Below are 22,809 nucleotides of genomic sequence, written 5' to 3'. Positions count from 1 at the left end.
GTGGGTACTCGTTCACTGAAGCTGAAAGGAAGTGAGCGGTCATGCCACGCGGTTCGAGCTCCAAGCGGGAGCGCCAGTACGAGCACATCAAGAAGAGCGCGCAGGACCGGGGCGAGAGCACCGGCCGCGCCAAGGAGATCGCCTCGCGGACGGTGAACAAGGAACGCGCCCGCTCCGGCGAGTCGAAGACGGCCAGCCGCACGTCGACGAAGGACATGTCGTCGAGCAAGCGCGGCGGCCAGCGGTCGGGGCAGGGCTCCCAGGGCCCCACCTACGACCAGCTCTACCAGGAGGCCAAGCGCAAGGGCGTCGAGGGCCGTTCCAGCATGAACAAGAGCCAGCTGCAGCGCGCACTGGGCAAGTGAGGCACACACCTGACGAGGCCGGCGGGGTTCCCTGACCCCGCCGGCCTTCGCGCTGCCCGTAGGCTCGGGGAACCATGACGACCGTACGCATCCCCGAAGACTGGCCCGCCAGCGAGGAAGAGGCCCGCGCCGTCCAGGACGAGCTGCGCGCCCGGCTGGTCCTCGACGAACCGGGGCCGGCGCCCGGCACGGGCCGTGTGACCGGGGTCGACGTCGCCTACGACGACGAACGGGACGTCGTCGCGGCGGCAGCGGTCGTGCTGGACGCGTCGAGCCTGGACGTCGTCGCCGAGGCCACGGCGGTGGGCCCGGTCTCCTTCCCCTACGTGCCCGGACTGCTCGCCTTCCGCGAGCTCCCCGCGGTCCTCGCCGCGCTCGACGCCCTGCCCTGCCCGCCCGGCCTGGTCGTCTGCGACGGCTACGGCCTCGCCCACCCCCGCCGCTTCGGCCTCGCCTGCCACCTCGGCGTGCTGACCGGACTGCCCACGATCGGCGTCGCGAAGAACCCGTTCACCTTCACCCACGACGACCCGGACACCCCGCGCGGCAGCAGCTCCCCGCTGCTCGCCGGCACCGAGGAGGTCGGCCGCGCCCTGCGCACCCGGGACGCCGTCAAGCCGGTCTTCGTCTCCGTGGGGCACCGCGTGTCCCTGGCCGGCGCCTGCGCGCACACCCTCGCGCTGACCCCCCGGTACCGCCTCCCGGAGACCACGCGCAGGGCGGACGCGCTGTGCCGGAAGGCGCTGCGGGCGACCTACTCCGCCTGACCCTCCACACGCCAGCGGCCCACCTCGCGGTACTCCGAGTCGTACACGAGCGAACCGTCCCCGGGCTCGAGCGCGTAGTGGTGCAGATTGCCGCCCCAGTACCTGAGGATCCGGCCCAGCTCGCCCGCCGGGTCCCTCGTCAACGCGGCGTCGTCCATGGTGACTTCGAGAAGGAATCGCATGCCTTCAAGGATTTCATTGAAGTCCTTGTTGGCACTTTCCGAGCTGTCGCCGGGGGCTGGGGCGTGGAAAGTCTCAAACAGAGGGAGAGGTCTGCCGGGGCGGGCGGGGTGACCTGAGTACCGGCTCTGAGTACCTGTACGGATGCCGGGCCACCGGCCCCGTCGGCAGGCTGGGGCGCATGACAACGCACCGCGCCCCCAAGCCTGTCGCCGGCCCGACCCAGACCGTCGAGCGGGCCGTCACCATAGGACTGATCCTCGCCGTGCTGGCGGGACTCGGCTGGATCGCCGGGATGATCTACACCATCGCCGAGTGGCCGCTGTAGGCCGCGGCCCTTCGGCGGCCCCTCAGCCCGTCGACGCCACGCGGAAGCGGATGCCCGCCGCGCGCAGCCGGTCGGTCAGCGCGTCACCCATCGCCACGGCCGTCGTGACCTGACCCGCCGTCTTCGGCAGGTCGTCGAAGGCCAGGCAGAGCGCCGACTCGGCCAGCATCTTCGCCGTCTCGCCGTACCCGGGATCGCCGCCCGAGACCTCCGTGTACACCCGCCGGCCGCCGCCCTCGCCCACGAAGCGCAGCGAGAACCAGCTCTTCGCCCGCTTCTGCGGGCTCGGCCCGTCACCGGGCTTGAGACGGCCGGACAGCCAGCGCCGGGCGGGCGGCACCTGGGCCGCCGCCACCAGCGCCCCGACGGCCGCGACCCCGCCCACCGCGACGGGGAGCCGCCGCACGGCCGCGTACTGCCGGTACCGGAAGTCGGGCCCGTACCGGTCGAGCGCCGACGCCGAACGCCGCACGATCTGCGGGTCGATGGTCGGCATCGGCAGCGCCCACGCCCCGACCTCCCTGGCGAACCGCGGCCCGCCGAGCGGTGCCGACGCCCGCCGGCCCACCAGCCGCGGCTCGTGCCGCCGCCGGTCCCGTGCGGCCGCCGCCATCTCCCGCTGCCGGGCGAACTGGTTGAGGGCGGAGGCGAAGGTCCCGCCCGAGAACGCCCCGTCGGCGGTGACGAAGCACTCGACGCTCAGCGGCACGTCCTCCGGCAGCTGCCGCACGGTGAAGTAGGCGCCCAGGTCGTGCGGGATCGAGTCGAATCCGGCGGCGTGCACCAGCCGCGCCCCGGTCTCCCGCGCGCGGGCGTCGTGCCGGACGTACATCAGGTCCACGAACTCGGGCTCGCCGCAGAGGTCGAGGTAGTCCGTCCCGGCGTCCGCGCAGGCGGCGACCAGTTCCTCGCCGTAGGTGACGTAGGGGCCGACCGTCGTGGCCACCACGCGCGCCTGCCCGGCGAGGGCGCGCAGCGACTCCGGGTCGGACACGTCCGCCCGCAGCACGTCGACCTCCGCGTCACCGGGCAGTCCCTCGCGCAGCCGCCGCAGCTTCTCCTCGCTCCGGCCCGCGATCGCCCAGCGCAGTCCCTCGGGGGCGTGGGCGGCGAGGTACTCCGCGGTGAGCGCTCCGGCGAAGCTGGTCGCTCCGAAGAGCACGATGTCGTACGGACGGTCCGTCCTGTTTTGCCTGCTCATGACACCCCTCGGTCGTGCAGCCCGTGCCGCTGTCGGTGGCCGAGGCTAGCGTGAGGAGTGCGGAGCCCGACGACGAGCCCGGAGGACGACGATGGCCGTGCCCAGGAATGCCCTGAAGAAGTGGGAGAAAGTGCGCGCGTTCGCGCTGGGGTTGCCGGGTGCCGTCGAGGAGTTCCCGTGGGGCGAGTCCGTGGCGAAGGTCAACAAGAAGGTGTTCGTCTTCCTCGGCGTCGAGGACGGCAGTTACCCCTTGGGTGTGACGGTGAAGCTCAAGGACGAGACGGCCCACGCGCACGCGCTGGCGTGCCCCGGCGCCGAGCCCGCCGGATACGGCCTGGGAAAGGCCGGCTGGGTGAGCATCCCGCTGGAGCGACAGGGCGCCCCGGGCGTGGAGGTGCTCTGCGACTGGGTGGAGGAGAGCTACCGGGTGATCGCGCCGAAGCGGCTGACGGCGGAGCTGGACGCGCCCTGACCCGGTCCGGCAGATTGCTAAGCGCTTGCTCGTTCAGGTCTTGTGCCGACTGGAACGTGTTCTTAGCATCGCTGGTGTTACATCACTTGTGTCACAGCACTGGGGGCTGGATGACCACGGCAGGGACGCCAGGGCACGGCCCGCTCACCGGTGTGCGCGTCGTCGAGCTGGCCGGCATCGGGCCCGGCCCGTTCGCCGCCATGCTCCTCGCCGACCTCGGCGCCGACGTCGTCCGCGTGGACCGGCCCGGCGGCCCCGGCCTCGCGATCGACCCGGCGTACGACGTCACCAACCGCAACAAGCGCTCGGTGGTGGTCGACCTCAAGTCCCCGGACGGCCCTGACCAGGTGCTCGGCCTCGCCGCCCGCGCCGACGTCCTGATCGAGGGCTACCGCCCCGGTGTCGCCGAGCGCCTCGGCGTGGGCCCCGAGCCCTGCCACGCCCGCAACCCGCGTCTCGTCTACGGCCGGATGACCGGCTGGGGCCAGGACGGCCCGCTGGCCCACCGCGCCGGACACGACATCGCGTACATCGCCCCCACCGGCGTCCTCGGCATGATCGGCCGGCCGGACGAACCTCCGGCCGTCCCGGCCAACCTGCTCGGCGACTACGCGGGCGGCTCCCTCTACCTGGTCGTCGGCGTCCTCGCCGCCCTCCACCACGCGCGGGCGACCGGCACCGGCCAGGTCGTCGACGCCGCCATCGTCGACGGCACCGCCCACCTCGCCGCGATGATCCACGGCATGCTCGCCGCCGGCGGCTGGCAGGACCGCCGCGGCGCCAACCTCCTGGACGGCGGCTGCCCGTACTACGGCACGTACGAGACGGCCGACGGGAAGCACATGGCCGTGGGCGCCCTGGAGCCGCGGTTCTACGCGGAGTTCCTCGCCCTCCTCGGCGTCGAGGACCAGGCCGCGGCCCGCAAGGACATCGCCCGATGGGGTGAACTGCGCGAACGGGTCGCCGCCCGCTTCAAGAGCCGTACGAGGGACGAGTGGACGGCCGTCTTCGACGGCTCCGACGCCTGCGTGGCGCCCGTGCTCTCCCTGCGCGAGGCCCCGCACCACCCGCACCTGGCCGCCCGCGGCACCTTCACCGACCACGACGGCCTCACCCAGCCCGCCCCGGCCCCGCGCTTCTCCGCGACCCCGACCTCCGTCCGCAGCGGCCCGGCCCGGCCGGGCGCCGACACCGCGGACGTCGCCCGGGACTGGGACGTCCCCGGGCTCCTGTCCGCGCCCCGCACCCCTCAGTGAAAGGCCTCCTCGTGAGCACCGAAGCGTACGTCTACGACGCGATCCGCACCCCGCGCGGGCGCGGCAAGGCCAACGGCGCCCTGCACGGCACCAAGCCCATCGACCTGGTCGTCGGACTCATCCACGAGATCCGCGCCCGCTTCCCGGGCCTGGACCCGGCCGCCGTCGACGACATCGTCCTCGGCGTCGTCGGCCCGGTCGGCGACCAGGGCTCCGACATCGCGCGGATCGCGGCCATCGCCGCCGGGCTGCCCGACACGGTCGCGGGCGTCCAGGAGAACCGCTTCTGTGCCTCGGGCCTGGAAGCCGTCAACCTGGCCGCGGCGAAGGTCCGCTCGGGCTGGGAGGACCTCGTCCTCGCGGGCGGCGTCGAGTCGATGTCCCGCGTGCCGATGGCCTCCGACGGCGGCGCCTGGTTCAACGACCCGATGACCAACCTCCAGGTCAACTTCGTGCCGCAGGGCATCGGCGCCGACCTCATCGCCACCATCGAGGGCTTCTCCCGGCGGGACGTCGACGAGTACGCGGCCCTCTCCCAGGAACGGGCCGCCACCGCCTGGAAGGAAGGGCGCTTCGAGAAGTCCGTCGTCCCGGTGAAGGACCGCAGCGGCCTCGTCGTCCTCGACCACGACGAGCACATGCGCCCCGGCACCACTGCCGACTCCCTCGCCAAGCTGAAGCCGTCCTTCGCGGACATCGGCGAACTCGGCGGCTTCGACGCGGTGGCGCTCCAGCAGTACCACTGGGTGGAGAAGATCGACCACGTCCACCACGCGGGCAACTCCTCCGGCATCGTCGACGGCGCCTCGCTCGTCGCGATCGGTTCCAAGGAGGTCGGCGAGCGCTACGGCCTGACGCCCCGCGCCCGCATCGTCTCCGCCGCCGTCTCCGGCTCCGAGCCCACGATCATGCTCACCGGCCCCGCCCCCGCCACCCGCAAGGCCCTCGCCAAGGCCGGTCTGACCATCGACGACATCGACCTCGTCGAGATCAACGAGGCGTTCGCGGCGGTCGTCCTGCGCTACGCGCGGGACATGGGCCTGTCCCTGGACAAGGTCAACGTCAACGGCGGCGCCATCGCGCTCGGCCACCCCCTCGGCGCCACCGGCGCGATGATCCTCGGCACCCTCGTCGACGAACTGGAGCGCCAGGACAAGCGCTACGGCCTCGCCACGCTGTGCGTCGGCGGCGGCATGGGCGTCGCCACCATCGTCGAGCGCATCTGACCCCCTCCCGACGGATCACACGGAGCACCTCCACATGAGCACTGAATCCACCACCATCCGCTGGGAACAGGACCGCACCGGCCTCGTCACCCTGGTCATCGACGACCCGAACCAGTCCGCGAACACCATGAACCAGGCGTTCCGCGACTCCCTCGCCGCCGTCACCGACCGTCTGGAGGCCGAGAGGGACACCATCCGGGGCGTCATCATCACCTCCGCGAAGAAGACCTTCTTCGCCGGCGGCGACCTGCGCGACCTCATCCGCGTCACCCCCGAGACGGCCCAGGAGCTGTTCGACGGCGGCATGGCCATCAAGCGGAACCTGCGCCGCATCGAGACCCTCGGCAAGCCCGTCGTCGCCGCCCTCAACGGCGCCGCGCTCGGCGGCGGTTACGAGATCGCCCTGGCCTGCCACCACCGCGTCGCCCTCGACGCGCCCGGCTCCAAGATCGGCTGCCCCGAGGTCACCCTCGGCCTGCTGCCCGGAGGCGGCGGCGTCGTGCGCACCGTCCGCCTGCTCGGCATCGCCGACGCCCTGCTGAAGGTCCTCCTCCGGGGCACCCAGTACAACCCGCGCCGCGCCCTGGAGAACGGCCTCGTCGACGAGGTCGCCGACAGCCCCGAGGACATGCTCGCCAAGGCTCGCGCCTTCATCGACGCCAACCCCGAGTCCCAGCAGCCCTGGGACAAGCCGGGCTACCGGATCCCGGGCGGCACCCCGGCCAACCCCAAGTTCGCGGCGAACCTGCCCGCCTTCCCGGCCACCCTGCGCAAGCAGACGGGCGGCGCCCCCTACCCGGCCCCGCGCAACATCCTCGCCGCCGCGGTCGAGGGCGCCCAGGTCGACTTCGAGACCGCCCAGGTCATCGAGGCCCGCTACTTCGTGGAACTCGCGGCCGGGCAGACCTCGAAGAACATGATCCAGGCCTTCTTCTTCGACCTCCAGGCCGTCAACTCCGGCGCCAACCGCCCCAAGGGCGTGGAGCCCCGCAAGGCCCGCAAGGTCGCCGTCCTCGGCGCCGGCATGATGGGCGCCGGCATCGCCTACTCCTGCGCCCGCGCCGGCATCGACGTCGTCCTGAAGGACGTCTCCCTGGAGGCGGCCCTCAAGGGCAAGGGCTACTCCGAGAAGCTGTGCGCCAAGGCCGTCGCCAAGGGCCGGACCAGCCAGGAGAAGGCCGACGCGCTGCTCGCCCGGATCACCCCCACGGCCGAGGTCCAGGACCTGGCCGGCTGCGACGCGGTCATCGAGGCCGTCTTCGAGGACACGTCCCTCAAGCACAAGGTGTTCCAGGAGATCCAGCACGTCGTCGCCCCCGACGCGCTGCTGTGCTCCAACACCTCCACGCTGCCCATCACCGCCCTCGCCGAAGGCGTCGAGCGGCAGGCCGACTTCATCGGGCTGCACTTCTTCTCGCCGGTCGACAAGATGCCGCTCGTCGAGATCATCAAGGGCGAGCGCACGGGCGAGGAGGCGCTGGCCCGCGCCTTCGACCTGGTCCGGCAGATCAACAAGACGCCGATCGTCGTCAACGACTCGCGGGGTTTCTTCACCTCCCGCGTCATCGGCCACTTCATCAACGAAGGCGTCGCCATGGTCGGCGAGGGCATCGAGCCCGCCTCCGTCGAACAGGCCGCCGCCCAGGCCGGCTACCCGGCCAAGGTGCTCTCCCTGATGGACGAGCTGACGCTGACCCTGCCCCGCAAGATCCGGGTCGAGACGAAGCGCGCGGTCGAGGAGGCCGGCGGCACCTGGACGCCCCACCCCGCCGAGGCCGTCATCGACCGCATGGTCGACGAGTTCGGCCGCCCGGGCCGCAGCGGCGGTGCCGGGTTCTACGACTACGGCGAGGACGGCAGGCGCGCCGGGCTCTGGCCGGGCCTGCGCGAGCACTTCACCCGGCCCGGGTACCGGATCCCGTTCGAGGACATGCAGGAACGCATGCTGTTCTCCGAGGCGCTGGACACCGTCCGGCTGCTGGAGGAGGGCGTGCTGACCTCCGTCGCCGACGCCAACATCGGGTCGATCTTCGGCATCGGCTTCCCCGGCTGGACCGGCGGCGTGCTCCAGTACATCAACGGCTACGACGGTGGCGCCGGGGCAGGTGTCGGCCTGCCCGGATTCGTGGCACGCGCGCGTGAACTCGCAGAACGCTACGGCGACCGCTTCACCCCGCCCGCGCTGCTGGTGGAGAAGGCGGAGCGGGGGGAGCGGTTCGGCGACTCAGCCCGCGGCTGAACCCTGGGAAGGCTCGGTCAGCCACTCGCCCAGCTCTTCCTTCAGCGACCGCTGAAAGGCCGTGAGGAGTGCCTGCACCACCAGCGGGTGCATGTGCGCGGACAGGGACCGCACGTCCCGGGCGTCACGCTCCGCCACCTCGCCGCGGAAGAGCTGGGAGAGTTCCCGGGCCGCGGCGCGCGTGTGTTCCACGAGAACCGTGCGCGCCGCGAAGATCGCCTCCTGGGAGAGCGGCACGTCCAGCAGGCCGACGCCCAGCCGGAGCAGACCGAGGTCGGCCTCGTAGCCGTCCTCCCCGGGCCGGACCACGCCCATCGCGACGAGCCGCTCGACGTCCTCGTCGCCGAGGGGCCGGCCGGCCCGCCGCTCCAGCTCCTCCCGCGTGACCGTCCCGACGGCCTCCGGCGCCCAGGAGGCCACCACGGCCCGGTGGATGGCCAGGTCGTGTGCGCTCAGCTCCGGCGGCAGCTGCCGCAGGTAGCGCTCGATGCCCGCCAGCGTCATGCCCTGCTGCTGCAACTCCTCGATCAGCGCCAGCCGGGCCAGGTGCTCCCGCCCGTAGTGCCCCACGCGCCGGGGACCGAGCACCGGTGGGGGCAGCAGGCCCTTCGTGCCGTAGAAACGCACCGTACGCACCGAGACACCGGCCCGGGCGGCCAGCTCGTCGATCGTGAGGGTCGGCTGCTCGGTCTCGGTCGTCATGTGCAGCAGTATCGCTGTCTCACCAGTGCTGTGAAACCTCCGGCGACTGGGGTGACGGCCGTGTGAGAAGTAGCGCTCTGTGACGTACGCCACCGCGTGAGCCGCGCGGCGTGGGGGAAGGTGGCCCCTTGGTCTGTGCCTTTACCGAGGGCGCAGACCTTATGTACGTCCGGAAGCCGAGCGCGACCCGCTCGGGCGCACCAGAGAGTGGATCCACCGTGAGCAAGGACGCCGTGAACACGGCAGCCGCCGCATCCCCCAGTGACGCGGCCCAGGTGCCCGCGGACGCGGGCGACGCCGGCTACAGCAAGGACCTCAAGGCCCGCCACGTCAACATGATCGCCATCGGCGGCGCGATCGGCACCGGACTCTTCCTGGGCGCCGGAGGCCGCCTCCACAACGCGGGCCCCGCCCTGGCAATCGCCTACCTGGTCTGCGGCATCTTCGCCTTCTTCGTGGTCCGGGCCCTCGGCGAGCTCGTGCTCTACCGCCCCTCCTCCGGCTCCTTCGTGTCGTACGCGCGCGAGTTCCTCGGCGAGAAGGGCGCCTACGTCGCCGGCTGGATGTACTTCCTGAACTGGTCGACCACCGGCATCGCCGACATCACCGCGATCGCGCTGTACACGCACTACTGGAGCCTGTTCACCGACATCCCGCAGTGGGTGCTCGCGCTGGCCGCGCTGGCGGTGGTGCTCGCCGTGAACCTGATCTCGGTGAAGATCTTCGGCGAGATGGAGTTCTGGTTCGCGATCATCAAGGTCGCCACGCTCGTCGGCTTCATGTTCATCGGCATCTTCCTGCTCGCCACGCAGCAGGAGGTGGGCGGCCAGACGCCCGGCCTGAGCGTGATCACGGACAACGGCGGCGTCTTCCCGCACGGCATGATGCCCGTCGTCCTCGTCATGCAGGGCGTGATCTTCGCGTACGCCGCGCTGGAGCTGGTCGGTGTCGCCGCGGGCGAGACCGCCGAGCCGGAGAAGGTCGTCCCGCGCGCGGTGAACTCGATCATGTGGCGCGTGGGCCTCTTCTACGTCGGCTCGGTCGTCCTGCTGGCCCTGCTGCTGCCCGGCTCGGTCTACTCCGCCGACCAGAGCCCGTTCGTCACGGTGCTGTCGAAGATCGGCGTCCCGGCGGCGGGCGACGTGATGAACCTGGTGGTCCTGACCGCCGCCATGTCCTCCCTCAACTCGGGCCTGTACTCCACAGGCCGGATCCTCCGCTCGATGGCGATGGCCGGCTCGGCCCCGAAGTTCACCGCCCGCATGAACCGCAGCCAGGTCCCCTACGGCGGCATCCTGCTGACCTGCGCGGTGTGCGTGCTCGGCGTCGGCCTGAACTTCCTGGTGCCGGCCCAGGCCTTCGAGATCGTGCTGAACGTGGCCTCGCTGGGCATCATCAGCACCTGGGTGATCATCATGATCTGCCACCTGGTGTTCGTCCGCCGCGCCAAGGCGGGCCTGGTCGCCCGGCCCTCCTTCCGCCTGCCCGGCAGCCCGGTCACCGAGATCGCCACGATCGCCTTCCTGCTGGCCTGCCTCGGCATGATGTGGAACGACCCCGAGGTCGGCCGCAAGACGCTCCTGCTCATCCCGCTGATCGCGGTCATGCTGGTCGCGGGCTGGTACGGCGTTCGCCGCCGCGTTTCCCAGGCGGCGGACCAGGAACTGTCCCGGCTGACGAAGTAGCGGTCCGGGGCCACGGCCGGTGGCCCCGCCGCAAGGCTCATTCCCCGCCGTCGAAGGCCCGGGCCAGGCAGTCGGCGAGGCGCCGCGTGATCGTCCCGTCGGGATCCAGCCGGGGGTTGAAGATCGCGACGTCGAGGCCGACGGCCCCGCCGCCGGACAGCGCCGTGCGCAGGACGGTCTCCAACTCCTGCCAGGTCAGGCCGTCGGGCTGCCGGTAGTCCACGGCGGGCATCACGGCGTCGTCCAGGACGTCGACGTCGAGGTGCACCCAGTACCCGGCGCCCGCGCCGTCACCGGCCAGCAGCCCGACCGCGCGCCGGGCCGACTCGGCCGCGCCCAGGGCCCGGACGGTGTCCAGCTCCATCGCGTGCAGCGCGTCCGGCAGCGGCTGCATGCCGTACGCCGCGGACTCCTCGGCGTCCCGGAACCCCAGGGCGACGACGTCCTCGTCCCGCACCAGCGGGCCCCGGCCCTCCAGGTCGGCCAGCACGCGCGGGCCGCGCCCGGTGGCCAGGGCGAGTTCCATGGAGGCCACCTCGCCGGCCGGTTCCGCCGAGGGCTGGTAGAAGTCGGTGTGCCCGTCGAGGAACAGCAGACCGTGCCGGTCCCGGCGGCGCAGCGCGAGCAGGTTGCCGAGCAGCACGCTGCAGTCGCCGCCGAACACGAGGGGGAACCGGCCCTCGTCGAGGACACCGCCCACGGTGTCGGCCAGCGTCGCGGAGTAGGCGGCGATGCCGCCCGGGTTGAGGACCCCGGTGTCCGGATCCCGCTCCGGGTCGTACGGCGGCGGCTCGACCCGGCCCGCCGGCTCCGCGCCGAGCGCCTCGGCCAGCCCGGCGTCGAGCAGCGCCGACGCCAGGTCCTCGACGCCCGTCGGGCGCAGCCCGAGGACCGACGGTGCCTCGATGATCGCCACGTTCCGCACGTCCGGCTCCTCGGTCGGCCGCCCTGTCCACGCCGCCGGGCCCGTGCGACCGGCGCGCATGGGCCCACCGTAAGCCGCGGGGCGGCCTCCGGCAGGCCCGGTTACTGCGCGACCGGGTGGGGCGTGCGAGGCGGCACCGCCCTCGACGCCCCGGGGACGCCGGTCAGGACGGGCCTCTCAGTGCCCGTGCTCCGCGTGCCCGTGCTCCGCGTGCCCGTGCTCCGCGTGCCCGCGCTCCCCGTGTCCACGCTCCGCGTGCCCGTGCACCCCGTTGGTGGCCGCGATCTTCTTCCACGACTTCGGCTGCGGCACGGCCTTCGTCTTCGCCACCGCGGCGGCCCGGGCCGCCGGCGCCCCCGGCTTCGACGGCTGGAACAGCCACGTGTCGAACAGGGCGGCCAGGGGCTTGCCGGAGACCTCCTCGGCGTACCGCTGGAAGTCGGCGACCGACGCGTTGCCGTGGGCGTACTTCTGGGGCCAGCCCTTGAGGACGGCGAAGAACGCCTCGTCGCCGATCTCGTTCCGCAGCGCCTGCACCGCCAGGGCGCCCCGGTCGTAGACCGCGATGTCGAACTGGTTGTCGGGGCCCGGATCGCCGGGCTTCACCGTCCAGAACGGGTCGTCCGCCGGATGCGAGGCGTACACGTAGTCGGCGAGTTCCTGCGCCGTGCCCTCGCCCTCGTGCTCGGACCACAGCCACTGCGCGTACCGCGCGAACCCCTCGTTGATCCAGATGTCCTTCCAGCGCTTCAGGGACACCTCGTCCCCGTACCACTGGTGGGCCAGCTCGTGGACGACGAGGGACACGTTCGACCCGTTCGCGAACTGCCGCGGGCTGTAGAACGGCCGGGTCTGGGTCTCCAGCGCGTACCCGGTCGTGGTGTTCGGCACGTACCCGCCGAGCGCGTTGTAGGGGTACGGCCCGAAGTACTCGGCCAGCCAGTCCGCGATCTCCCCGGTGCGTTCGATGCTCGCGCGCGCCGCGCCGGCGTGGTCGCCCAGGTCCTTGCTGTAGGCGTTGAGGACCGGGATGCCGCTCTCGGTCCTGCCGGTCGTGATGTCGAACTTCCCGACCGCCAGCGTGGCCAGGTACGTGGTCTGCGGCTTGTTGGACCGCCAGTTCCACCGGGTCCAGCCGAGGCGTGAACTCGTCGACTGCAGCGTGCCGTTGGAGATGGCCTGGGTGCCGTCCGGGACCAGCACGGACACGTCGTAGGTGGCCTTGTCGAGCGGGTGGTCGTTGCTGGGGAACCACCACGCCGCCGCCTCCGGCTCGTTCGCCGCGACGCCGCCGTCCGGGGTGCGGTGCCAGCTGGTGAAGCCGTAGGCCTTCTTCGACGACGGCACCCCGCGGTACCGCACCACGACCGTGACCGGCGTGCCCTTGGCCAGCGGCGTCTTCGGCGTGACCTCCAGCTCGTGCTCGCCGGAGGTCGTGAACGCCGCCGCCGCCCCGTTGACGCGCACCTCGGCGACGTCCAGCAGGAAGTCCAGGTTGAAGCTGGACAGGTCCTGCGTGGTGCGGGCCACCAGGGTCGCCGTGCCCTCCAGCTCGTCCGTGGCCGGCTGGTACTTCAGCCTCAGGTCGTAGTGGGAGACGTCGTATCCGCCGTTGCCGTAAGCCGGGTAGTAGGGGTCGCCGATACCCGGCGCGCCAGGGGAGTGGGGAGCGGCCGATGCCGGGATCGCCAGCAGGAGAACGGCCGCTGCCAGGGCTCCCGGCGCGATGATGCTGCGGTGCACGCAAGCTCCAAGTCGTAGGTCCCGAAGTCTGTCCGGAGCCTATTCACTCCCTGTCCCTCTGGTCATGTCCATGGCCCCTGCTGTCACACGATCGCCATTCGGCCGACATGTGACTCCCGGCCCACCAGTCGATTCGGGACACGCCGGTCCGTCAGCTGCCCTCTTCTGAACGGGAGTTCACCGATGTAGCGTCCGGCGCATGCCGAAACGCACGCGCTTCACGACCTGGAGACCGCTCGCGACGGCGGCCACGGCCGCCCTGATGGCCACACTGCTCACCCCGGCGGCCGCGCAGGCCGCCCCCCGCGGGAGCGAACCCGTCTACTCCTACGAGAACGCCATCCGCGAGGCCGTCTGGGTGGACACCGGACTCGACGGTGACGGCGACGGAAAGGCCGACCGGGTCGCCGTCGACATCGTCCGCCCCCGCGAACCCGCCCGCCAGGGCCGGAAGATCCCCGTCATCATGGACGCCAGCCCGTACTACTCCTGCTGCGGGCGCGGCAACGAGAGCCAGAAGAAGACGTACGACGCGAACGGCGACGTCGTCCAGATGCCGCTGTTCTACGACAACTACTTCGTGCCGCGCGGCTACGCCTTCGTCGGCGTCGACCTGGCCGGAACCAATCGCTCGGACGGCTGCGTCGACGTCGGCGGCCGCTCCGACATCCAGTCCGCGAAGGCCGTCGTCGACTGGCTGAACGGCCGCGCGAAGGCCTACACCACCCGCACCGGCACGACCCGCGCCCAGGCCGGCTGGACCAACGGCCGCACCGGCATGATCGGCAAGAGCTGGGACGGCACCATCGCCAACGGCGTCGCCGCCACCGGCGTCAAGGGCCTGGAGACCATCGTCCCGATCAGCGCCATCTCCTCCTGGTACGACTACTACTTCCAGCAGGGCGCCCCGCTCTACGACTCCGGACCCGACTGGCTCTCGAACTACGTCGACAGCCCCGACGCCCGCGCCAAGTGCGGAGCCGTCCAGCAGAAGCTCGTCGACGGCGCCCCGCGCAGCGGTGACTGGACCCCGCTGTGGACCGAGCGCGACTACGTGAAGGCCGCGCGCAAGGTCAGGGCCAGCGTCTTCCTGATCCACGGCATGCAGGACCTCAACGTCCGCATGAAGCACGTCGGCCAGTGGTGGGACGCCCTCGCGAAGAACGGCGTCGAGCGCAAGATCTGGCTCTCGCAGACCGGCCACGTCGACCCCTTCGACTTCCGGCGTGCCGAGTGGGTCGACACCCTGCACCGCTGGTTCGACCACGAACTCATGGGCTACGACAACGGCATCGACCGCGAGCCCATGGCCGACATCGAACGCCGGCCCGACCAGTGGGACACCTCCAGGACCTGGCCGCCGAGCGGCACCCGCGCCGCCACCCTGCGCCCCGACAGGGGCACCGAGGCGGGCGTCGGCACCCTCGGCCTGCACCGCGGCCACGGCACCGAGACCTTCACCGACGACCCGGCACGGAGCGAGACCGACTGGGCCGCGCAGATCGACAGGCCGACGGCGGAGAAGGCCGGGTTCGTCACCGGGCCGCTCACCCGCGACCTGCGCCTGTCCGGCTCCTCCGAGGTCACCGTCACCGCCACGCCCTCCACCCCGACGGCCCACCTCTCCGCCGTCCTCGTGGACGTCGGCCCCGCCACCATCCGCGACTACGCCGACGCCGGCGAAGGCATCACCACCCTCTCCGACCGCACCTGCTGGGGCCCGAGCACCGCCGGCGACAGCTCCTGCTTCAAGGAGACGAAGGCCAGGACCGCCGACGTCGACTACACGGTCGTCAGCCGCGGCTGGGCCGACCTCGGCAACCACGCCTCGGACCTCGAGGGCGCCCCGCTCACCCCGGGCAAGCGGTACACGATCACCCTCGACCTGGCGGCGACCGACCACGTCGTGGCCAAGGGCCACCGCCTGGCGCTGATCGTCGCGGGCACCGACAAGGACCTCATCGACCCTCCCGCCGACCGCCCTGAGCTCACGCTCGACCTCGCCCGCACCTCGGCCCGCGTGCCGTTCGTCGGCGGCGCCACCGCCTTCGCCCGCGCCACCTCGGGCGCCCCGTTCGCCACGCCCGACGCCGGCGTCCTGGACGGCGTACGGGAGCCGCGCACCACCCACCGCGTCCCGGAGGGAACCCAGTGACCCGCGTCCGCGCCCTGACCCTGACCGCCGCGGCACTCGCCGCCACCCTGGTCGCCACTCCGGCCGAGGCGACGACCACGGACCCACCCCCGCGCACCGGCTTCGAGCAGACCGATGGTGCCCGCTGGACCACCCAGCCCGAGGAGCAGGACTTCCTCAGGGCCGTCGACCGGTCGAGCAGCCGCGTCTCCCTGACCCGCATCGGCACGACCAAGCAGGACCGCCCGCTCCAGCTCGTCCGGATCGGCACCCGGCCGAGCGCCGGCACGGTGCTGCTCGTCTGCAGCCAGCACGGCGACGAACCCTCCGGCCGCGAGGCCTGCCTGACCACGATCCGCGACCTCGCGTACGCCCGGGACAGCCGCACCCGCCGCTTCCTGGACCGCACGACGGTCCTGGTCGTGCCCACCGCCAACCCCGACGGCCGGGCCGCCGACACCCGCGGCAACAGCGACGGCGTCGACATCAACCGCGACCACCTCGCCCTGCGGACCGCGGAGGGGCGCGCCCTCGCCGCCGTCATCCGCGACCACCGGCCCGACATCATCTACGACCTGCACGAGTACGGGGCCACACCGCCGTACTACGACAAGGCCCTGTTCGACCTCTGGCCGCGCAACCTCAACACCCACGACGCGGTCCACGAGGAGGCGCGGACACTGTCCGGGGCGTACGTCCGCCCGGCCGCGGAGCGGGCCGGCCACTCGACCGGCACCTACGGCATCTGGACCGACCCGGTCACCGGCGAGCCGGTCAAGCAGGTCGCCGGAGACGGGCAGGAGCGCATCCTGCGCAACATGTCCGGACTGAAACACTCCGTCGGCCTGCTCATCGAGAGCCGCGTCGACCCGCTCACCGACGCCGAGAAGGCCGACGAGGCGGTCAACAACCGGCGCCGGGTCGGCTCCCAACTGGCGGCGCTGAAGGGCCTGTTCACCTACGCCGACGCACGCCGAGGCCGGATCGAGGCGGCGACCGGCCGGGCCCGGCTGGCGGGCTACGCCACCACCGGCCCCGTCTACGTCGGCGGCGCCGACAACGACCCGCCCGAATCGGGCGAAATCATCCCGAACCCGCCCTGCGGTTACGGTCTCACGGCCGCCCAGTACGCCGAGGTGGGCGACGAACTCGCCCTGCACGGCGTGCGCGTGCGCAAGGACGGCGAGGGCGTTCTCGTCCCGCTGCGGCAGCCCCTGCGGGCACTCGTCCCCCTGCTGCTCGACGACCGGGCCGAGTACCACCTGACAGGAGGTTCACCCGAAACCGTGTGCTGAGGGGGGTGAAAATACGCCACACGTGGTAGCAGCGTTACGGAGGAACCGATTCTCCGTGCTGTCCCCGATGAAAGGTGCCGCCTGTGACGCAAGAACGACCAAGCGACAAGGACTCCCACGAGGGAGCCGCGCTGCCGGGGTCGGAAGCGGGCCTGCCCGGTCAGCACCGGCCGCAGACCGACCGCATCGTCTTCGGCGTCACAGCGGTGCTCACCCTCGCCTTCGTGGTCTGGGGCGCCGCGGCGACCGACTCGCTCGAAGACGTCTCCACGAGCATGCTCAGCGGCCTGATGCACAACGGCGGCTGGGCGTTCATGCTCGCCGCCTCCGGCTTCGTCGTCTTCGCCCTCTGGCTCGCGATCAGCCGCTACGGCCGGATCCACCTGGGCGCGGAGGGCGAGGAACCGGAGTTCCGCACGGTCTCCTGGGTCGCCATGATGTTCAGCGCCGGCATGGGCATCGGCCTGATGTTCTACGGCGTGAGCGAGCCGCTGTCGCACTACTCCACGGCCCCGCCGGGCACCGACCCGGCCGACTCCGGCGACCGCATGGAGACGGCCATGGCGACCACCCTCTTCCACTGGACGCTCCACCCCTGGGCGATCTACGCCGTGGTGGGTCTCGCCATCGCCTACAGCACCTTCCGCAGGCGCCGGCGGCAGACCATCAGCGCCGTGTTCACCCCGCTCATCGGCAAGAAGAACGCGAACGGTGCCGCCGGCCGGGTCATCGACATCCTCGCGATCGTCGCGACCGTCTTCGGCTCCGCCGCCTCCCTGGGGCTCGGCGCGCTGCAGATCGGCTCCGGTGTGCAGGAGCTGAACTGGATGGACAAGGTGAGCACCGGGCTGCTCGTCGCGATCATCGCGGTGCTGACCCTGGCCTTCGTCGCGTCCGCGGTGTCGGGCGTCGAGAAGGGCATCCAGTGGCTGTCCAACACCAACATGGTGCTGGCGCTGGTGCTCGCCCTGTTCGTGTTCGTCGCCGGGCCGACCATCATCGTCCTGGACCTGCTGCCCACCTCGGTCTTCGCCTACCTCGGCGACCTGCCCCAGCTGGCCGGGCGCACGGAGGCCAGCGGCGGCGAGGGCGTCGCGGACTGGCTGGGCAGCTGGACCGTCTTCTACTGGGCGTGGTGGATCTCCTGGACGCCGTTCGTCGGCATGTTCATCGCCCGGATCAGCCGGGGCCGGACCATCCGGCAGTTCGTCGGCGGTGTCATCCTCGTGCCCAGCACCGTCAGCCTGATCTGGTTCGCGATCTTCGGCGGCTCGGCGATGAAGATGCAGGAGGAGGGGCGGCTCGGCAAGGAGGCGACCCCGGAGGGCCAGCTCTTCGACGTGCTCCAGCAGTTCCCGATCGCCACCGCGACCAGTCTGCTCGTGATGATCCTGGTCGGCATCTTCTTCGTCTCGGGCGCGGACGCGGCCTCCATCGTCATGGGCACGCTGTCGCAGAAGGGCGCGCTCGAACCTGGCCGACTGGTCGTGGTGTTCTGGGGCGTGGTCACCGGCGCGGTCGCCGCGATCATGCTGATGGTGGGCAGCGGTCAGGGCGACGCCCTGACGGGCCTGCAGAACCTCACGATCCTCGCGGCGGCGCCGTTCGTCGTCGTGATGACCTTCATGTGCGTCGCCCTCATGCGCGACCTGCGCCGCGACCCGGTCATCGTGCGGGAGCAGATGGGCTCCGAGGCCGTGGAACTGGCCGTCATCGAGGGCCACAAGAAGTACGACGGCGAGTTCGAGTTCCGCGTGGGCCCGGGCCGCGGCCCGGACGTGGAGGGCGACCCGATCGGCAAGCACTGAGCGAGAGGACGGACAGAAAACAGAGGACTGAGCGGCCCGGAGGCATGCAGCCGGGCCGCTCGGTCCTCTCGTGCCGGTCGCGGCCGGTCGCGGTCATCCTCGGCCGGTCGCGGTCGTTCTCGGCCGAGGGCGCCTCAGCCGGTGACCAGCCGGGCCGCCTCCTCCGCGCAGCCCCAGGCCACCGTCACACCCCCGCCGCCGTGGCCGTAGTTGTGCACCAGCAGCCGCCCGTCCGGCAGGGCGTCGCGTTCCAGACGGACCGCCGGCCGGGTCGGCCGCAGCCCCACCCGGTGCTCCAGCACCCGCGCCCCGGCGATTTCCGGCCGCAGCGCCGCGCAGCGGCGGACGATCGCCTCGGCCGTAGCGGGGTCGGGTTCAAGCGACCACACGTCCTCCTCGGTCGTACCGCCGAGGACGAGCCCGCCCGGCTGCGGAAACATGTACGCGTGCTCCCCGGCCTCGTCGTTGGCGACCAGCCAGGTGTCGACCCCCGGGTTCTCCACCACGACCAGCTGCCCGCGCACGGGCCGCACGGACGGATCCGGCACCAGCTCCCGCGCGGCGAGCCCCGTGCAGTTGACCACCACGGGCGCGTCGGCTTCCGCGAGGGAGGTCACCGTGCGCGTCTCGACGACCCCGCCCGCCGCGACGAACCGCTCCCGCAGCCACGGCAGATGAGCCGGCATGTCGATGAGCGGCAGCCGGGCGCGGATGCCCGTCCCCGGACCCTCCCCGGCCGTGGCCGCCCGCAGCCCCCGCACCCGCCCCGCCAGCCACCCGTCGACCTCGTCGAGCCGGGTGTCACCCATTACCCCTTCGACCATGCGTACGCCGGCCGGCTCCGTTGCCTCCGCCAGCTCCTCGTACACCTCCAGCGACCGCAGCGCCCAGGTGCGCGCCAGCGCGGCCGGCTCGATCCGGTACGGCCACCACAGCGCACCGGCAACGGCGGAGGTGGTCGCCTCGACGGCGTCCCGCGTCCAGACCCGCACCCGGCGCCCGCCCTCCGCGAGAACCACAGCGGTCGTCAGCCCGACGACCCCGCCACCGACCACCACGATCTCGTCACTCAGCTCGCTTGCCATGGCCCGGACCGTAGCGGAATGTGTCATGCCGTGCTCACATCACGCGCGGTGTGGGGATACTCACAGCATGTGTGCCGCGTACACGACCTTCGGCCTGGCACCCGCGATGCGGGCCGGCGGCGTCCTCACCGACGGTGGCTACCAGGTGCACCGGGACTTCCTGGACTTCATCGTCGACGGGCGCCCGCTGCTGTTCCGGCTCTCCGACCTCGACGCGGTCTCCCCGCTCGCCGCCGACGTACCGCCCGCCATCTTCACCGCGCAGGTCCGCAGCCTGCTCCTGGAGAGCCCGGCGCCGCTGCCCGGCGGCCGGTACGTCGTCTACGGCTGCCCCGAGTGCGAGGACCTGGCCTGCGGGGCCGTCACCGCGGTCATCCTGCGGGACGGCGAGGACTTCATCTGGCGGGACTTCGCCTGGCAGACCGACGACCACGCCGACCTGGAACTCAACGGCTACCACGGCATCGGCCCGTTCCGCTTCCGCGGCGCCGAGTACCGGGCGGCCCTGAGCGCCCTGCTGAACGGCTCCGCTCCCGACACCCGCCCCCGCGTCCTGCTGATCGGCGCCCGGGCCGCCGTCCTGGCCAAGCTCGCCGCGGCCCTGCGCACCATCGGCGTCGGCGCCGACATCGCCCACGACGCCGACGGCGTGCCCGACGACGAACTGCGTGGCTACGGCGCCGTCGCCTTCGGCCCGGGGATCGCCGAGCGGGAACGGTCCGCCGTCCGCCGCGCGTTCGACAGCGCCCGGGTCCCGGTCGCCTACGTCGACGGCCTCGCCCCGATCGTGCCGCTCCTCGTCGCCCAGATCGAACACGCCCTGGACCGCAGCCCGGCCGGACAGCGCCGCCTCACCGCCCTGACCGCCACCGACGCCGCGGCCGACGTCGAGGTCACCTCCGCCTGCCGCGTCACCCTCACCGCATACCGCCTCGACCGGCTCTCCCGCACCCATACCCACGAACTCTTCGACGGCGTCCTGGAGCCCGGCCGTCACCGCATCGCCCTGGACGCCAGGGCGGTCAAGGGGCAGTCCTTCCTCGTGGCCCGCACCTCCGGAAGCGTCCTGGCGACCGCCGTGACCCGATGAGCGGCCCATTAGGATCGGCGCTCTGATGACTGCCACCCTCGTCGCCAAGAACCTCGCCGCCGGCCACGGCGACCGCTCCCTGTTCACCGGGCTCGACCTCGTCGTCGCGCCCGGCGACGTGATCGGCCTGGTCGGACCCAACGGCGCGGGCAAGTCCACCCTGCTCCGGATGCTCGCCGGACTCACCGCCCCCGAGCAGGGCGAGCTGCGCCTGTCCCCGCCGACCGCCACCGTCGGCCACCTCCCGCAGGAGCCGGACCGCCGGCCCGGCGAGACCGTACGGGCGTTCCTGGCCCGCCGCACCGGCGTCGCCGAGGCGCAGCGGCTCATGGACGAGGCGACGCAGGCCCTGGTCGACGGGGCGCCCGGCGCCGACGACGCCTACGCGACGAGCCTGGAGCGCTGGCTCGGCCTCGGCGGCGCCGACCTCGACGAACGGGCCGAGGAGGTCGCCGACTCCCTCGGTCTCGCGGTCGGTCTGGACCAGCCGATGACGTCCCTGTCCGGCGGCCAGGCCGCCCGGGCCGGCCTCGCCTCACTGCTGCTGTCCCGCTACGACGTCTTCCTCCTCGACGAGCCGACCAACGACCTCGACCTGGACGGTCTGGAACGCCTGGAAGGCTTCGTGAGCGGCCTGCGCGCCGGCACGGTCGTCGTCAGCCACGACCGCGAGTTCCTCACCCGCACGGTCACCAAGGTCCTCGAACTCGACCTCGCCCAGCGGCAGATCAACCTCTACGGCGGCGGCTACGAGGCCTATCTGGAGGAGCGGGACGTCGCCCGCCGGCACGCCCGCGACGAGTACGAGGAGTACGCCGACAAGAAGGCCGCCCTCCAGGACCGCGCGCAGACGCAGCGCTCCTGGATGGACAAGGGCGTGAAGAACGCGCGCCGCAAGGCGGGCAACGACAACGACAAGATCGGCCGCAAGTTCCGCAGCGAGGCGAGTGAGAAGCAGGCCGCGAAGGCCCGCCAGACGCAGCGCATGATCGAACGCCTGGAGGTCGTCGAGGAGCCCCGCAAGGAGTGGGAGCTGCGCATGGAGATCGCGTCGGCGCCGCGCTCCGGCGCCGTCGTGGCGACCCTGCGCGACGCCGAAGTGCGCCGGGGCGACTTCGTCCTCGGCCCGGTCTCCCTCCAGATCGACTGGGCGGACCGGGTGGCCGTGACGGGCGCCAACGGCGCCGGGAAGTCGACGCTGCTCGCCGCCCTGCTCGGCCGCGTCCCCCTGGACGCCGGACATGCCGCGCTCGGCTCGGGCGTCCTGCTCGGCGAGGTCGACCAGGCCCGCAAGCTGTTCCACGGCGAGGAGGCCCTGCTCGACGCCTTCCGCGCGGCCGTCCCCGACACCGAACCGGTCGAGATCCGCACCCTCCTGGCCAAGTTCGGCCTCAAGTCGGACCACGTCCTGCGCCCCACGGCGACCCTCTCCCCGGGCGAGCGCACCCGAGCGGCCCTGGCGCTGCTCCAGGGCCGGGGCGTCAACCTCCTGGTCCTCGACGAGCCCACCAACCACCTCGACCTGCCCGCCATCGAACAGCTGGAGTCGGCTCTCGACGCCTACGAGGGCACCCTCCTGCTGGTCACCCACGACCGCCGCATGCTGGACGCCGTGCACGTCACCCGCCGCCTGGAGGTGGCGGACGGCAAGGTGACCGAGCGCTAGCGGGAAGCCGCCGCCAGGCGCGTGGCCAGCGCGGGGTAGTCCACGACGAAGCCCTCCTCGTCGAGCACCAGGTCGCTGCTGAAGTCACCGGAGGCGTACCGGACCCGCCCGGGGCGGAGATGCGTGTACGTCTGCCGCGACGGCCGCACCGTCAGGTCCGGGACGGACACCCAAGCCATCAGGAGCTCCAGCTCGCCCGGCCCGCGATGGAGTCCGTGCCGCAGCACCGGCATGGTGTTGGTCAGCGGGCACAGCCCGAGATCGCAGTCGAGGGCTCCGTCGACGTCCGGGAGCCGCTCGCCGTCCGCGGTCCACGCGCCCCCGCCGTCGTGCCGCAGATCGAGCGTGCGGCTGCCGTCGGCGGAGTCGACCGTCACCCGCAGCCGGCGCGTGACGAACGGGTCGGCCGTGTCGAGGTCGTACGTGACCCAGTAGGGCTCCGGCTCGGTCCCGACGGCCCGCCCACGCGCCCGCAGCACGCCGTCCCGCACCTGGACCCAGGCGGTCTCGACCCCCCGGCTCGCGGAGACTTCCCAGGTGAGGATGTGTGCGGCAGACATAACGCCCAGTCTAGTTCCGCCCCGTGAGGGGCGCGGGGAACTGCGCGACCGGCCACGACGGGCCCGCAGCTCCCCACTGCCG

At 72.3% G+C, this 22,809-nt stretch carries 20 protein-coding genes; 13 read left to right on the top strand and 7 right to left on the bottom strand.

Features of this window, described 5'->3' with window-relative positions; all coding sequences use genetic code 11:
* Positions 1 to 41 precede the first annotated feature (41 nt).
* Both ABZ948_RS18355 and ABZ948_RS18350 read left to right on the top strand, forming a co-directional pair.
* Entirely contained in the window at positions 42 to 365 is a 324-nt protein-coding gene (locus ABZ948_RS18355) for a hypothetical protein (protein ID WP_031112667.1), read from the top strand.
* A 74-nt stretch (positions 366 to 439) separates the two neighbouring features.
* Positions 440 to 1,132, top strand: coding sequence for an endonuclease V (locus tag ABZ948_RS18350; RefSeq protein ID WP_359760721.1), 693 nt, complete (start codon positions 440 to 442; stop codon positions 1,130 to 1,132).
* On the opposite strand, the gene ABZ948_RS18345 is transcribed toward ABZ948_RS18350, so the two are convergent.
* Complete coding sequence (locus ABZ948_RS18345) at positions 1,120 to 1,314, bottom strand: hypothetical protein (RefSeq protein ID WP_359760719.1); 195 nt, start codon at positions 1,312 to 1,314, stop codon at positions 1,120 to 1,122. The genes ABZ948_RS18350 and ABZ948_RS18345 overlap by 13 nt on opposite strands.
* Before the next feature lie 179 nt (positions 1,315 to 1,493).
* Between ABZ948_RS18345 and mmpA the strand changes: the two genes are divergently transcribed.
* Positions 1,494 to 1,640, top strand: a complete 147-nt coding sequence (gene mmpA, locus ABZ948_RS18340; protein ID WP_010042861.1) for a morphogenic membrane protein MmpA — start codon at positions 1,494 to 1,496, stop codon at positions 1,638 to 1,640.
* A gap of 22 nt (positions 1,641 to 1,662) precedes the next feature.
* On the opposite strand, the gene ABZ948_RS18335 is transcribed toward mmpA, so the two are convergent.
* Positions 1,663 to 2,841, bottom strand: coding sequence for a saccharopine dehydrogenase family protein (locus ABZ948_RS18335; protein WP_359760717.1), 1,179 nt, complete (start codon positions 2,839 to 2,841; stop codon positions 1,663 to 1,665).
* A gap of 91 nt (positions 2,842 to 2,932) precedes the next feature.
* Between ABZ948_RS18335 and ABZ948_RS18330 the strand changes: the two genes are divergently transcribed.
* From ABZ948_RS18330 to ABZ948_RS18315, 4 genes are all read left to right on the top strand, one after another.
* The gene (locus ABZ948_RS18330) at positions 2,933 to 3,313 is read left to right on the top strand and encodes an MmcQ/YjbR family DNA-binding protein (RefSeq protein ID WP_359760715.1); all 381 of its coding nucleotides are present in this window, start codon (positions 2,933 to 2,935) and stop codon (positions 3,311 to 3,313) included.
* Positions 3,314 to 3,423: 110 nt separating this feature from the next.
* Positions 3,424 to 4,569: a CaiB/BaiF CoA transferase family protein gene (locus tag ABZ948_RS18325; protein WP_359760714.1), complete on the top strand. Its 1,146-nt coding sequence runs from the start codon at positions 3,424 to 3,426 to the stop codon at positions 4,567 to 4,569.
* Positions 4,570 to 4,580: 11 nt separating this feature from the next.
* Positions 4,581 to 5,795, top strand: coding sequence for an acetyl-CoA C-acetyltransferase (locus ABZ948_RS18320; protein ID WP_359760712.1), 1,215 nt, complete (start codon positions 4,581 to 4,583; stop codon positions 5,793 to 5,795).
* A gap of 34 nt (positions 5,796 to 5,829) precedes the next feature.
* Positions 5,830 to 8,034 (top strand): 3-hydroxyacyl-CoA dehydrogenase NAD-binding domain-containing protein, encoded by a 2,205-nt coding sequence (locus ABZ948_RS18315; RefSeq protein ID WP_359760710.1) that lies wholly within the window; start codon positions 5,830 to 5,832, stop codon positions 8,032 to 8,034.
* Here ABZ948_RS18315 and ABZ948_RS18310 read toward each other — a convergent pair.
* Positions 8,020 to 8,736, bottom strand: coding sequence for a MerR family transcriptional regulator (locus ABZ948_RS18310; RefSeq protein ID WP_359760708.1), 717 nt, complete (start codon positions 8,734 to 8,736; stop codon positions 8,020 to 8,022). The genes ABZ948_RS18315 and ABZ948_RS18310 overlap by 15 nt on opposite strands.
* 218 nt (positions 8,737 to 8,954) lie before the next feature.
* Here ABZ948_RS18310 and ABZ948_RS18305 point away from each other — a divergent pair, with 218 nt between their 5' ends.
* Complete coding sequence (locus ABZ948_RS18305) at positions 8,955 to 10,421, top strand: amino acid permease (protein ID WP_359760707.1); 1,467 nt, start codon at positions 8,955 to 8,957, stop codon at positions 10,419 to 10,421.
* Between the two features lie 37 nt (positions 10,422 to 10,458).
* Here the strand turns inward: ABZ948_RS18305 and ABZ948_RS18300 are convergent, their stop codons facing one another.
* The gene (locus tag ABZ948_RS18300; protein ID WP_359760705.1) at positions 10,459 to 11,406 is read right to left on the bottom strand and encodes an arginase family protein; all 948 of its coding nucleotides are present in this window, start codon (positions 11,404 to 11,406) and stop codon (positions 10,459 to 10,461) included.
* Between the two features lie 117 nt (positions 11,407 to 11,523).
* Positions 11,524 to 13,089 carry a M1 family metallopeptidase gene (locus tag ABZ948_RS18295; protein ID WP_359760703.1) on the bottom strand — a complete coding sequence of 522 codons (1,566 nt, stop codon included), beginning with the start codon at positions 13,087 to 13,089 and terminating at the stop codon, positions 11,524 to 11,526.
* 199 nt (positions 13,090 to 13,288) lie between these two features.
* On the opposite strand from ABZ948_RS18295, the gene ABZ948_RS18290 reads away from it, so the two are divergent.
* The 3 genes from ABZ948_RS18290 to ABZ948_RS18280 all read left to right on the top strand — a co-directional run bounded on the left by ABZ948_RS18290 (position 13,289) and on the right by ABZ948_RS18280 (position 18,326).
* Positions 13,289 to 15,244: a Xaa-Pro dipeptidyl-peptidase gene (locus ABZ948_RS18290; RefSeq protein ID WP_359760701.1), complete on the top strand. Its 1,956-nt coding sequence runs from the start codon at positions 13,289 to 13,291 to the stop codon at positions 15,242 to 15,244.
* Positions 15,241 to 16,518 carry a M14 family metallopeptidase gene (locus tag ABZ948_RS18285; RefSeq protein WP_359760699.1) on the top strand — a complete coding sequence of 426 codons (1,278 nt, stop codon included), beginning with the start codon at positions 15,241 to 15,243 and terminating at the stop codon, positions 16,516 to 16,518. Before ABZ948_RS18290 ends, ABZ948_RS18285 begins: the two co-directional genes overlap by 4 nt.
* A gap of 83 nt (positions 16,519 to 16,601) precedes the next feature.
* Entirely contained in the window at positions 16,602 to 18,326 is a 1,725-nt protein-coding gene (locus tag ABZ948_RS18280; RefSeq protein WP_359760697.1) for a BCCT family transporter, read from the top strand.
* Positions 18,327 to 18,460: 134 nt separating this feature from the next.
* Here the strand turns inward: ABZ948_RS18280 and ABZ948_RS18275 are convergent, their stop codons facing one another.
* Positions 18,461 to 19,411 (bottom strand): NAD(P)/FAD-dependent oxidoreductase, encoded by a 951-nt coding sequence (locus ABZ948_RS18275; protein ID WP_359760695.1) that lies wholly within the window; start codon positions 19,409 to 19,411, stop codon positions 18,461 to 18,463.
* Between the two features lie 67 nt (positions 19,412 to 19,478).
* Here ABZ948_RS18275 and ABZ948_RS18270 point away from each other — a divergent pair, with 67 nt between their 5' ends.
* Complete coding sequence (locus ABZ948_RS18270) at positions 19,479 to 20,501, top strand: oxidoreductase (RefSeq protein WP_359760693.1); 1,023 nt, start codon at positions 19,479 to 19,481, stop codon at positions 20,499 to 20,501.
* Positions 20,502 to 20,526: 25 nt separating this feature from the next.
* Complete coding sequence (locus ABZ948_RS18265) at positions 20,527 to 22,167, top strand: ABC-F family ATP-binding cassette domain-containing protein (RefSeq protein WP_359760691.1); 1,641 nt, start codon at positions 20,527 to 20,529, stop codon at positions 22,165 to 22,167.
* Here ABZ948_RS18265 and ABZ948_RS18260 read toward each other — a convergent pair.
* Positions 22,164 to 22,727, bottom strand: a complete 564-nt coding sequence (locus tag ABZ948_RS18260) for a putative glycolipid-binding domain-containing protein (protein WP_359760689.1) — start codon at positions 22,725 to 22,727, stop codon at positions 22,164 to 22,166. The two genes, ABZ948_RS18265 and ABZ948_RS18260, sit on opposite strands and share 4 nt — an antisense overlap.
* Between the last annotated feature and the right edge of the window lie 82 nt (positions 22,728 to 22,809).

Origin of the sequence: Streptomyces olindensis, assembly GCF_040645895.1 — a bacterium.
Lineage (GTDB): Bacteria > Actinomycetota > Actinomycetes > Streptomycetales > Streptomycetaceae > Streptomyces > Streptomyces olindensis.
This window is presented reverse-complemented; position numbering and strand designations above follow the sequence as displayed.